This window comes from Capnocytophaga sp., assembly GCF_030532915.1.
GTDB lineage: Bacteria > Bacteroidota > Bacteroidia > Flavobacteriales > Flavobacteriaceae > Capnocytophaga.
The window spans coordinates 89,358-101,180 of sequence record NZ_JAUNKD010000006.1 but is presented as its reverse complement, the minus strand read 5'-3'; the positions used below and the strand labels follow the sequence as shown (position 1 = coordinate 101,180).

Genomic DNA, 11,823 nt, shown 5'->3' with positions numbered 1-11,823 from the left:
ACCTGTACATCAACCGGATACTGCTGAGATTTAAGTGAAAAACTCACCAAAAAAAACAAGAAAACGTACAGGGTTTTGATGAGTTTCATAAAATTATTTTTGTTTAAAATCCGTGTGACAAAAATACGGTTTTTTTGGGGGATGACGTGTCCCTCATCAATTTAAAAGCATTTACTTTTGTCTTATAAAAGCCAAATCTGCTTAAACTTTTTTCTAAAAAAAATAAAAGTTTAAGCAGATTTGGTGTTATTTAAACTATTCGGTAACAGTTTCTTTTTCTTTAATTTCTTTGTCAAGAGCTTCAAAGATAGAGTTGTTACTTTTAAATTCGCGTACGATTTCTTTTAGGATACGCACCACACCTACTTTGTCTTTTAACTTGGCGGCAGCACTTATCTTGGCTGAAAGGGCGTCGATTTCGTTAAAAGGCATTGTTGGGTCTTTTGAAACCATTATCTTTTCGTGATGTGTGGGTAGGGTTTTGGTGTCGTCACTCAAAAGTTCTTCATAGAGTTTTTCACCCGGACGAAGCCCCGTGTACACGATTTTGATGTCTACATCGGGTTCGTAGCCCGAAAGTTTTATCATTCGTGTTGCCAAATTTAAAATTTTAACGGGTTCGCCCATATCAAAAACGAAAATCTCGCCCCCTTTGCCCATTGTTCCTGCTTGGAGTACCAATTCACAGGCTTCGGGTATGGTCATAAAATAACGAACAATATCCGGATGTGTGATGGTTACGGGACCTCCTTTGGCAATTTGTTTTCTGAAATGCGGAATTACCGAGCCGTTTGACCCCAATACGTTACCGAAACGCGTGGTAATGAACTTGGTGGTGTTTCCTTTTTCGTTTTGAAGCGCTTGTACAAAAAGCTCGGCTGCCCTTTTTGAAGCTCCCATAACGTTGGTCGGGTTCACGGCTTTGTCGGTAGAGACCATCACAAATCGATTGATTTTGAATTTGCTTGCCAATAGCGCCAGATTTTTGCTTCCTTGGATGTTTACCAAAATGGCTTCGTGCGGATTTTCTTCAATTAACGGTACGTGTTTGTAGGCAGCGGCGTGGTACACCATCGAGAAATTGTATTCTTCAAAAACGCTTTCCATACGCTCATAATTTGAAATGTCGGCTAAAACAAATTTAAAAGCAACGTGCGGAAATTTCTCTTTCATTTCAAGTTCAATGTCATAAAGCGGTGTTTCGGCTTGGTCTAAAACCACGACTAATGAAGGGCTGAAAGTAGCCACCTGCCGTACGATTTCACTTCCGATGGAACCGGCACCACCTGTTACCAGTACATTTTTTTGATAATGACGTTTTTTAACCTCTTCATTTCCAATGACAATGGGCTTTCTGTTAAGCAAATCTTCAATTTGCACTTTACGGATTTTGATATTATCATCCGGGCGCATTTTTTGTAATGAAGGTGTTTTTAATACCAATAATCGCTTTTCCAAGAAGATGTTTGTCCACTGGTTCAGTTCCTCTTTGGTTAAATTTTTCTTATTTACCAGCACTCCGTGTATGCCTAATTCTTCTTTTCGGTGTTTTAGAAGTTTTTCTTTGGTGTAAATTCGTTTTCCGAGCAGAACGGCATTGTTTGAATCTTCGCGTTGGGTTAAAAATCCAACCACGTCATAGGGCAAGTTCGGATTTCCCATAATGGCATTTGCTATTGAAACGGACTCTTCTTCCACGCCCAAAATCAAGATGCGCTTTTTTGATGAGCTTCGGCGTAATTCTTTGATTTTCTGGAATATTTCCTTTACGAATAATCGGAAAAACGAGAGCAGTACAAATGAAATTGTAAAGTACAGAAAAGCGGTGGTGTTCAAAATCAATTGATGTGCCGATGCAATGATGCTCCCGATGTTAATAAACCACAACATAAGCACCGTGCTTGTGTTTGCCAGCAATATTTTGAACAGGTCAAAAAAGGTGGAGTGCCGTATAATCCCCGAATAGGTTTTGAAAATAAGCATAAAACACAGATTTACACCGATTACCAACAAATATTTTTGATAAACCGGAATAATGTTATTTTCAATACCCAATCCGCTTAGCAAGAAAAAGGTTACGAACAGAGAAATTACACAGATGAGAAGGTCAATAGACAAGACAATCCATCGGGGTAGGTACCGAAAGTTTGAAAGTTCGATAATTCGTTGTTCGCTGTTAGTTTTTTTTACGTTCATTATTCAGTGTGATTAAACTATTCAAAAAGTGTATGTTAAAACCAATTTTTTATCGATTGAAAATTTTTGCGATTCGCTCTCGGTCGGCATCACTTAAATTAGAACCTGATGGTAAGCATAATCCCTCGTTAAACAGAGTTTCAGAAATAGTTCCGCCGTAGTAAGGTGCTTTTTCAAAAACAGGTTGCAGGTGCATTGGTTTCCAAAGCGGACGTGTTTCAATGTTGTCATCCAAGAATTTCAAGCGCAACGCTTCGCGGTCAAATCCTGTTTTTTTCTCATCGATGGTAATTGCTGAAAGCCAGTGATTTGAAAAATAATCGGCATTGGGTTCGGTAAATAGTGTTATTCCGTCAGCATTTTTGAATAATTCTTGATAGAAAAAGTGATTTTGACGGCGTTGTGTGATGCGTTCATCAAGCACTTCCATTTGTCCGCGCCCGATACCGGCAGCAATGTTGCTCATTCGGTAGTTGTATCCGATGTGTGAATGCTGATAATGAGGCGCATTGTCGCGAGCCTGTGTGGAAAGGAACACGATTTGTTCTTTCTGTTTTTCAGTTTTGCAAACCAAAGCACCTCCGCCTGAGGTGGTTATGATTTTATTTCCGTTAAAGCTAAGGATTGCCATTTCACCGAACGTTCCGCATTTTTGTCCTTTGAAAGCGCTTCCCAGAGCCTCTGCGGCGTCTTCCACAACGGGGATTTCATACTTGTTGGCAATTTGAAGGATTTCGTCCATTTTGGCGGGCATTCCGTAAAGGTGAACCACGATGATGGCTTTTGGTTTTTTTCCGCTGGCGATGCGGCTCTTTATGGCATCTTCCAATGCTTGCGGACAGATGTTCCAAGTTTCGGGTTCGCTATCCACGAAAATGGGCGTAGCCCCTTGATAAACAATTGGGTTTGCCGAAGCTGAAAACGTGAAACTTTGACAAATAACCTCGTCGCCGGCTTTGATGCCCAGTGCCACCAATGCCAAATGCAATGCGGCAGTTCCGGCAGAAAGAGCAGCTACTTTAACGTTTTGGTTTAAGTATCTCTCCAAATCCGCTTCAAAACCGTTTACGTTAGGTCCCAGCGGGGCAACCCAATTTTGGTCAAAGGCTTCGTGAATGTATTTCAACTCGTTGCCCCCCATATGAGGTGATGATAACCATACTTTTGAATTCATATTTTTCATTCTTTTATTTTTATAACTTTTCCGGGATTCCCTACCACCGTTGCAAAGTCAGGAATGTCTCTGATTATTACTGCGCCGGCTCCGATGGTAGCCCATTTTCCTATTTTTACTCCTTGAATAACGCAAGCTCCGATGCCTATGTGCGTTCCTTCGCCAATTTCAACATTTCCGGCTAAGGAAGCGTTGGGTGAAATATGTGCAAAGTTCGCGATTTTGCACTCGTGCTCCACAATGGCACCTGTGTTTATGATGCAGTGTTCACCTATTTCTGCTTCCGGATTTACCACGGCATTAGCCATTACAACGGTTCCTTTTCCTATTTTTGAGAACTTTGAAATTACCGCTGTTGGGTGAATGGCTGTTTGATAATCAAAGCGATGTCTTTCTGATATTTTTTTCCTTGCATCATTATTTCCGATTGAAATAATCACTTTTTCGTGTCGATTTTCTTTTTCAGAAAAAGTGGATTTCTCAATGGGGATGTTAAAAATTTTTGCGTTTTTTGGGGCGTCATCAACAATCTTACTGACTTCAATGTTATTTTTTTGTAGAATGTCAATAATTACCTTCGCGTGCCCGCTCGCACCATATAAAATCATCTCTGTTTAGTTTTTTTACGGTTTAATTTTTTGATTTGGTTATTTTATTAATTCGTAACTGTTTTTAACGTGTTATATTTACTTTTCCGGTAACGTTTAAAAGCCTATCACATTTTGAAAAGGCGATTCCGTCTTTGTAATTTGAAAATTTAGCAATGTCAGTCCCGCCTTTGAGCCATTCAACATAGGTTGCCACGGTATTGCTGCCGGCTTCGTGTGAAAAGGGATAACCGCCACCAAAACGCGGATTGAGTTCCAAAACATACAACTCTCCATTGCTTTCAAAGATGTCACAATCCAGATTGCCAATGTGTTTTAGGTTTTTACCGATAGCCTCACCAATGGCATTAAAACGGTTGTCAATCACTGAAATGGCTTTGTCGGTTTCACCTGCCCGCATCAATATTTTTTCGCGAACGAACGAATTTACGTAATTCCCATCAAAGTCATTCAGAACGTCCATTCCGTATTCGGTTCCTTTTATTTTTTCTTGTATTAAAAAAGCTTTTTCAAGGCAACTTTTGTTGGCGATTTCAGACAAAAATGTGCGTTTGAGGCGAATCATTTGCAATTCGTAAACCATATCCAACTCTTTGAAAGAATCAACGTACTCAATGCCTACCGAAGCGCTTCCGCAACGGGGTTTGACTACCAGCGGAAATTGAAGTTCGCCGGTTTTGAGAGCAGCCTTGGCATCTTCCAATGTGATGAATGTTTTGGGCGATTTAAGTCCGATATTTTCCAAAAATTTTACGGTTTCCCATTTGTCAAATGTTGTTTTTATTACATTTTCATCTGAAACGATAACTTTTGCCCCGAATTGTTCAATGTCTTTTTTCCAAACCGAAAGAATGGGTAGTTCCAAGTCATTGAGCGAAATAATCGCTTTGATGTTGTTTTTCTTGACAATGTCAATTATGGAAGGAATATAGTTTTTGTCGTATATGTTTGGCACTTGAATCGCCACATCGGCATCAGCCAGTGCGGGGGCACAAAGTTGTTTGTCAACGGCAAAAACTTTTCCCTGACCAGCTAAGGTCTCTTTGAAATAGTTAATGAGATAGTTTCTTCTTCCTGCACAGGTGAAAAGGATATTCATAATGATTATTCTTTAAGTATTGTCTTCTGTTTGCTTCTCACAACATCAAGGTCGTTGCTTTCACAACTTGCTACGACTATATCTTTTTGAGAAACAACATTTTGAATAGTTTTAAGTAGTATTTTTACGTCGTTGCTGAAAGAGAGTTCGTCCACATATTTTGCGTCCATTTCCAATTTGTCGTCCCAACTAACGTTGTTTCTGCCGTTGACTTGCGCAAGTCCGGTAATTCCGGGTCTTACGGTGTGTCGTAATTGCTCTCTTTTAGTGTAATACGGTAAATATTTCACCAGTAATGGTCTGGGACCTATTAGTGACATATCGCCTTTTAACACATTGATTAATTGCGGAATTTCATCAAGTGATGTTTTCCGCACAAATGCACCGATTTTGGTAAGCCGCTGGGCGTCGGGGAGTAGTTTCCCGCTTTTATCCCTTTTGTCATTCATCGTTTTGAATTTGATAATTTCAAAGATTTGGTTGTGCAAACCGGGTCTTTTCTGAAAGAAAAAAGGTTTTCCTTGATTGGCAAAAAACAAGCCAATCATTACCACGATGAAAATGGGCGATAGAAAAATCAGCCCAAAAAGTGCGGCAAAAAAATCGATTAACCGTTTTATGTAATTTTTGTACATTTTTTAGTTTATATTTTTGAAATAATAAATTTTCGTTTTCCTGTTTTTTCTGTCGGAATTTCTGAAACTTCCTCTATTTGTATGGTGGTTTGTTCACCAAAAACAGCCATTAATTTAGCTTCAATTTGCTTGAAAGTTTCGTTCTTGTTTTCAAACTGATGCATTAATTTCAGACGTACTAAATTTAGATTTTCTTGTGTTAATTGAAACTGTACGATGCCTTTAAAGTGCCACAAGGTGTAAATAATGAGGTATGGAGGCAATAGCTCGCCGTCATTATTTTTTAAAAGGTCGTTGGATCTGCCTTGCAGGGTTTTAATGTATTTTCGGTTGTTTTTAATTCCGAAGGTACATAAATCGCCTGTTTCATAACGAATAAGCGGCACTGCTCTGTTGAACAAGTCCGTAATTACGATGCGGGCGAGTTCGTCTTCCTGAGCCGGATCATCGCTGTCTAATTTCAGAAACTCAAAGTGATAGCTTGCTTCGTTGGTTAGGAAATAATCTTCGCCCGTGGCCGGTTGTTGGGCGAACATTCCCATTTCTTGGTTTGAATACCGCGAAACCACAGGGCATTTGAATATGTCAATGAGCTCCCGTTTGGTGTGCAGAAGCAGTTCTTCTGCCATTGAGATGATGGATTTTACGTTCCATTTTTTGCTTTCACTTCGGCTTTGTGTGTCCAAATGGCGCACTAACTCGGCAAAAGTAGAGGCATAGCCCGAGAGTACTTTTGTGTTACCGTCACGCTTTGCCATTTTTTCAAGTTGAAGCACACCTTCTTTGCTTAAACTTGAAGTGTCATACATTCTAAAATTTTCTTTTAGTTGCGTAAACCAACTTTTTCGGTTGATGTTCGTCCATATTCGTAGCGAATACATTCGGTCACCTATGTCGTAATTAGCAATATGATAAAAATACAGAATGTCCATTTTATTTCGCAACACTTTTTCAGGATTTTGATACACCCTGAATGTAGCACCTGTGGAACCGCTGGTTGTCATCATTCGCAATTTATTTTTCTTATTTACAAATTCTTTTGAGAAAAAATCGTCATAATTTTCATTAACCACCTTTTTGTTGATTATGGGGAAACTACTCAGATTATTGGGCTCAAAATTTTTATAAAAGGCAGTATTTTTGCAGGCATAGGTTAAAATATCATTAAGTCTTTTGGTTTTAATTGCTTTATAATCACCTTTTTGATGATAAATTTGTGCAATTTCATCATAGTGCTTTCTTTTTTTGCCACCAGTTAGTGTATCCAACGCCCAAAAGAGGTAATATCTGATATTTTTCATAGTGTTTATGCCTTGTTATAATGGTGTTTTGTGATATAACAAACGTTTTTCACTCAGCGGTTTGGCAAAGGTATAAAATTATTTAATACTGGGTAAATGAAACTGAAAAATTATGAAATTTTTCACACAATGAGATTTGATAACTCGTTAAGGTTGTGTATTTTATGGTTTGGAAGATTCTTTTTTTCGATGTCGAAGTTTTGTTTGTGAACGTTATTGCCTTTGTCGAGCAAACAAACGGTTTGCCAACCGAGTTCATTGGGTGCGGTAAAATCCTTTTTTGGGTTGTCGCCAATGTAGAAATAGCTGTTTATGTCGGGTTGGTGGAATACCAAAAAGTTTTGCTTGTTAGGTTTGGAGCTTCCGAATTCTTCCGAAATGATGATTTTGTCGAAAATTGACTCAATGCCAACGGCTTTTAGTTTGTTTCGTTGGGTGATTGAGCGCCCGTCGGTAATTAAACCTATTTTGTAATTATTTGATTTACAGAGATTGAATATGGGTTCTGCTCCGTCATTTAGCGTTAGGGTAGGGAAGTGGTTTCGGTAAATTGTCAGTAGTTCTTCTTTTGAAAAAACGGGAAATTCAGCTGTTAAAAAATCAAAAACATTTTCTCCTTGGGAGTATAAATCAAACATTTTTGCATACAGATTTGCATCGTTTCGGGAAACAAGCCGAGCAATTTCACGGTACGCCGATTTAAGAAAGTCAATTTCGTAAATCAGCGTATCATCCAAATCGAAAATAATGTATTTACGCTCCATAATTTCGTACTAAAATTTCATCGTCATAGCGGAGCATCAACAATTTATCTTCCCAATTGTCAAAGGGTTTAATTTCTTGATTTAGAATGTATTCGTCGATGAGGTATTTGGGGTAATTAGCTCCTGCCAAGTAACTCAACGGGTATCCGCCACCAAATCGGGGGTTGATTTCAATGCCGATAACTCGTTTTGTTTCAGGATGAAAGAAAAACTGCATTGTAAGGCATCCTACGGCACCGTCAATTTTTCCTAATCGGGATTTGATAAAGTCTACAAGTTCATTTTTTTGGGTGACACCCTTGTTAATTTCACCGGCGCGGACAAAAATTCGTTTGCGAGGCACGAGGCATTTTAAGGTGTTGTGTTTGTCATAGTAGGCATCAACGGTAAATTCTTCGTATGAATTATCAATGTATTCCATAAACATTAGTTTTGGGTTGTTGAGGTGATAATCAGTGATTTCAGAAGCGTCGTTGATTCGAAAAGAGCCTTTGCTTGCCGAGCCGTCATACGGTTTTATGAATAACGGAAATTCGAGATTGTCTTTTTGAAAAATGCGTGGAACATCAATGTTATTGTCTGTGAAAAATTGATTTGTTATTCGTTTGTTGCGACATTTTTTTATAAAATCGGGTGACGAAATCACAGGAATGATGCCGTTGTTGAAAAATAATTCTCTGTTTTGAGCAAGAATCAAAAGCTCGGTGTCAATGGTAGGAATAATGAGTTTGATGTTCCATATTTTACATATATTCAATAAGTTATGAATATAGTCAGGGTTTGTTACGTGACAAACTTTTTTGTAACCGTCAGCAATGATGCAAGCGGGAGCCAGTTCAGGGGAGGCATCGACGGTGTAAACCTTATTGTTTGAATTTAAGGATTTTATTTCTTTTTGAAAGTGTTTTACAAGTGAAACCCGCTGCCCTGCGGAAGTGATGAGTATGTTATTCATTAGTATTGTGTTATCTGCTAAAAGAAAATAAATGATTTAATTGAATGGTAATGTAAAGCAATGGTTTGTGATTAATTACTTTTTTGATTAGCCTGTCAATGAATCGGTTGGTTGTAAAATTTCGGATAGGGTAACTTGCATATTTTCCGTTTTTTAAAACGGAAAGCTGCTTGTTCACTTCGTTGAAATTTCTTTTTCCTCTGATGGCACGAATTATTGCAAAATATGCGTATGATTCTTGCCTTGCCCGTAATCGGTTGAAAGCCTTTGGGTAATCGTTTCTGTTTACACTGTCGATAATGCTGTTGAATCTGTCGGCTACGTAAAACATATCGTCATTTATTTTTCGTAGCCGTTTCGGGTTTTTGGTGCGTACGGTAGATTCATTATTGGTGAAATATGCATAAATTTGGTTGCTGTACACACGTCCTTTTTTGACTTTTAACAATAGTTGGGTTGTGAAAATGACATCTTCACACAGGCGTCCGTCTTCAAAGAACAAGTTTGGAGCGATGGAGCGCTCAAAAATAAACCAACACGAACCGTTGTAATAACTGTGTTCACTGATGATTTGCAGTCCGTTACCTTCAATTTCAATTTGCAGATTTTCTGTTTGGGTTGAAGGGGTGTATAGCTGCGAGGTGTGATAAAACCGAAAACCTAAAAAGTCAAGATTTTCATTTTCAATGATTTCTAATAATGTATTTAAATATCCTGATTTCAGATAATCATCAGAGTCGATAAAGTAAATATATTTTCCGCGTGCGTATTTTAACCCTACGTTTCGGGCAACGCTTTGCCCTTGATTTTCTTGGCTAAAAACTTTGATGTTTGTGTGTTTTTCAGCTAATTTACTGCAAATGAGCAAACTGTTATCGGTTGAGCCATCATTAACCAGTATAATTTCAAAATCAGCAGGCGAAAGCTGTTGCTCGAAAAGGCTTGACAGGCAACCGTCAAGATATTTTTCGGCATTGTATACGGGTATGATGATTGATAACTTCATAAGAATCAGGAAAACAAAGAAAAATTGTTATTTTTGGTTATAAGAAGCTATTTGCTTGTTGTATTCTTCCAAAAGAGCTTGCCAAACGACGGATTGTTCATAGCGTTCAGCAATCATTCTACGACAGTTTAGTTTCAATTTTTCAAAATAGGTAGCGTCATTGATGAATAGGTTCATTTTATTCTTCAATTCTTCTACATTTTTAACGGGAATAATAGTTCCGTTTTGCCCTTCTATAATAATTTCGTTGGAACCGTTAATGTTTGAAACGATGCTTGGTAAGCCCATCGCGCCGGCTTGCATCACCACGTTGGGGAAGCCTTCACGGTAACTTGGGAATGCTAAACAATGCGAAATTGCCAAATAGGGGCGTACATCTTTTTGAAAACCTACCGATATGATGTTTTTGTGGTTTTCGATGTTTTTGATGGTGTGGGGTTGCAGCGGGTCTAACTCCCGTTCTTGCGGACCTACAAGCAAAAGTTTGGTGTTAGGGTTATTAAGTTCAATAAATGCTTGAATAAGCTCGTTAATGCCCTTGTCGCCAACCAGCCTTCCTATGAAAATAAAAACAAAATCATCAGGTTGAATGTTGAGTTCTTGTTTTAGTTTAATTTGCTGTTCTGGGCTGATTTTGTTGGGATTGAAAAAGTCTAAATCAATTCCGTTTACATTGCCGTTTGCGATGATTTTTAGGGGTTTGGAAGTGATTTTGTGATTGACTAAATCGTTTTTTACACCTTGTCCTTCGGGGAAAATTTGTGTAGCTGCCCAACAAAGTAACCTATCCATTTGGATTAATATTTTTTGCATTATTCCGGTTTTTGTTGGAAAAATAAGTCCCGTAAAGGTGTGAATTCGGATGGGCACTCCGGCTAATTTTCCGGCCAACATAGTCAAAAGCCCTGCTTTGGGTGTTATGGAGTGAACGATTAGCGGTTTTTCTTTTTTGAAATATAGAAATAACTTTATTAGCGATACAAAATCTTTGATAGGAGAGATGTGTCGTTGCATCGTGATGGGATGGGTTTTTACGCCTTCACGATTTTTTACATTGTCTAAACCAATTCCGTTTCCTGAAATGGCTGTTACATTGAAATGTTGGTTTAAGAATTTCAATTGCCCTTTTAGGAGAACGTCAAGTGAAACAGGTACGGTAGATGTTCGGAAAAGTTTAATCATTGCTTATTTTTGTGGTAAAAGTATGAAAAAAAATAATTAAAAACACATTAAACTGATTTTAATCTGTCATATTGTAAATGTTGAGCAAAAATGTAGATGTTTTTTATCTTTCAACTATCTGAATAATTTCGATAATAACCTGATTCCATATTTAAACATTGAATAGGATGAAATGATAATTAACTTACAAACAGAAATACGATTCGTTTTTTTCAAGAAACAATAATTGTTCAATTCACCTTTTTCCATTTCCCATAATTTAGATGAGAGTCCACCACCTGAGAATGAGTATTTTCGATTTATTACGGGATGAGCATTGATACCGTTTATTGTGCAAGTCGGGTATTCATAACAAATTAGAAGCCATGTTCTGTAATCCTCTGAGTATTTTTGTTTTTCATTGAAAGGGTATTTTAATAAACATTCTTTTTTGACAATGGTACTTGAAGTTTGGAACGCATTTTTGAAAAGTAATTGATTGAAAGTTACTTCTGAAAAACTTTTTTGATTGCTTTTTTTTCCGATTAAGGAATAGCCTTTTTGGTCGTTTTCAATGAAGTTTTTCGCAATATTTAAATTATTATCTGTCCAAAAATCATCGGAATCAAGAAAGGCAATCCATTCAGAAGAAGCCTTTTTTACCCCGTTGTTTCTTGCTGTGGAAGGTCCTGAATTTTCTTGTGTAATTACCAAAAAGAGGACAGATTTTGGACACTCTTGTTGTAAATTTTTTAAAATTGATAGGGATTTATCGTGAGAGCCATCATCAATGACGATGATTTCTTTTGGTAGATAATGTTGTGAAAATACCGACCGAACGCAGGTTTCTATTGTTTTTTCACTGTTGTAACACGGAATAACCACTGAAAAGCTAATCATAATATTTTTAAAATTTGGTTTTTG

General features: G+C 37.8%; 11 protein-coding genes. All 11 read right to left on the bottom strand.

What is annotated here, in order from left to right:
* Positions 1–255: 255 nt before the first annotated feature.
* Positions 256–2,196: a nucleoside-diphosphate sugar epimerase/dehydratase gene (locus Q4D72_RS03200; protein WP_303075974.1), complete on the bottom strand. Its 1,941-nt coding sequence runs from the start codon at positions 2,194–2,196 to the stop codon at positions 256–258.
* A 49-nt stretch (positions 2,197–2,245) separates the two neighbouring features.
* The gene (locus tag Q4D72_RS03195) at positions 2,246–3,370 is read right to left on the bottom strand and encodes a DegT/DnrJ/EryC1/StrS aminotransferase family protein (RefSeq protein ID WP_303075973.1); all 1,125 of its coding nucleotides are present in this window, start codon (positions 3,368–3,370) and stop codon (positions 2,246–2,248) included.
* Positions 3,371–3,375: 5 nt separating this feature from the next.
* The gene (locus tag Q4D72_RS03190; RefSeq protein WP_303075972.1) at positions 3,376–3,978 is read right to left on the bottom strand and encodes an acetyltransferase; all 603 of its coding nucleotides are present in this window, start codon (positions 3,976–3,978) and stop codon (positions 3,376–3,378) included.
* A 64-nt stretch (positions 3,979–4,042) separates the two neighbouring features.
* A complete protein-coding gene (locus tag Q4D72_RS03185; protein ID WP_303075971.1) occupies positions 4,043–5,077 on the bottom strand; it encodes an ATP-grasp domain-containing protein in 1,035 nt (344 codons plus the stop codon).
* A 5-nt stretch (positions 5,078–5,082) separates the two neighbouring features.
* Entirely contained in the window at positions 5,083–5,712 is a 630-nt protein-coding gene (locus Q4D72_RS03180) for a sugar transferase (protein ID WP_303075970.1), read from the bottom strand.
* 8 nt (positions 5,713–5,720) lie between these two features.
* Positions 5,721–7,013: a hypothetical protein gene (locus tag Q4D72_RS03175; RefSeq protein ID WP_303075969.1), complete on the bottom strand. Its 1,293-nt coding sequence runs from the start codon at positions 7,011–7,013 to the stop codon at positions 5,721–5,723.
* Between the two features lie 122 nt (positions 7,014–7,135).
* Complete coding sequence (locus tag Q4D72_RS03170) at positions 7,136–7,777, bottom strand: HAD family hydrolase (protein ID WP_303075968.1); 642 nt, start codon at positions 7,775–7,777, stop codon at positions 7,136–7,138.
* Positions 7,767–8,732, bottom strand: a complete 966-nt coding sequence (locus Q4D72_RS03165; protein WP_303075967.1) for an ATP-grasp domain-containing protein — start codon at positions 8,730–8,732, stop codon at positions 7,767–7,769. The genes Q4D72_RS03170 and Q4D72_RS03165 overlap by 11 nt, the downstream gene beginning before the upstream one ends.
* Positions 8,733–8,742: 10 nt before the next feature.
* Positions 8,743–9,738, bottom strand: a complete 996-nt coding sequence (locus Q4D72_RS03160; protein ID WP_303075966.1) for a glycosyltransferase — start codon at positions 9,736–9,738, stop codon at positions 8,743–8,745.
* Between the two features lie 27 nt (positions 9,739–9,765).
* Positions 9,766–10,920, bottom strand: coding sequence for a glycosyltransferase family 4 protein (locus tag Q4D72_RS03155; protein WP_303075965.1), 1,155 nt, complete (start codon positions 10,918–10,920; stop codon positions 9,766–9,768).
* 114 nt (positions 10,921–11,034) lie between these two features.
* Positions 11,035–11,799 carry a glycosyltransferase family 2 protein gene (locus tag Q4D72_RS03150; protein ID WP_303075964.1) on the bottom strand — a complete coding sequence of 255 codons (765 nt, stop codon included), beginning with the start codon at positions 11,797–11,799 and terminating at the stop codon, positions 11,035–11,037.
* Positions 11,800–11,823: the final 24 nt, after the last annotated feature.

Bases quoted from the DNA above. Each gene is read 5' to 3' on its own strand.
- Q4D72_RS03180 (WP_303075970.1), bottom strand. From the start codon at position 5,712: ATGTACAAAAATTACATAAAACGGTTAATCGATTTTTTTGCCGCACTT.
- Q4D72_RS03150 (WP_303075964.1), bottom strand. From the start codon at position 11,799: ATGATTAGCTTTTCAGTGGTTATTCCGTGTTACAACAGTGAAAAAACA.
- Q4D72_RS03170 (WP_303075968.1), bottom strand. From the start codon at position 7,777: ATGGAGCGTAAATACATTATTTTCGATTTGGATGATACGCTGATTTAC.
- Q4D72_RS03190 (WP_303075972.1), bottom strand. From the start codon at position 3,978: ATGATTTTATATGGTGCGAGCGGGCACGCGAAGGTAATTATTGACATT.
- Q4D72_RS03195 (WP_303075973.1), bottom strand. From the start codon at position 3,370: ATGAATTCAAAAGTATGGTTATCATCACCTCATATGGGGGGCAACGAG.
- Q4D72_RS03155 (WP_303075965.1), bottom strand. From the start codon at position 10,920: ATGATTAAACTTTTCCGAACATCTACCGTACCTGTTTCACTTGACGTT.
- Q4D72_RS03160 (WP_303075966.1), bottom strand. From the start codon at position 9,738: ATGAAGTTATCAATCATCATACCCGTATACAATGCCGAAAAATATCTT.
- Q4D72_RS03185 (WP_303075971.1), bottom strand. From the start codon at position 5,077: ATGAATATCCTTTTCACCTGTGCAGGAAGAAGAAACTATCTCATTAAC.
- Q4D72_RS03175 (WP_303075969.1), bottom strand. From the start codon at position 7,013: ATGAAAAATATCAGATATTACCTCTTTTGGGCGTTGGATACACTAACT.
- Q4D72_RS03200 (WP_303075974.1), bottom strand. From the start codon at position 2,196: ATGAACGTAAAAAAAACTAACAGCGAACAACGAATTATCGAACTTTCA.
- Q4D72_RS03165 (WP_303075967.1), bottom strand. From the start codon at position 8,732: ATGAATAACATACTCATCACTTCCGCAGGGCAGCGGGTTTCACTTGTA.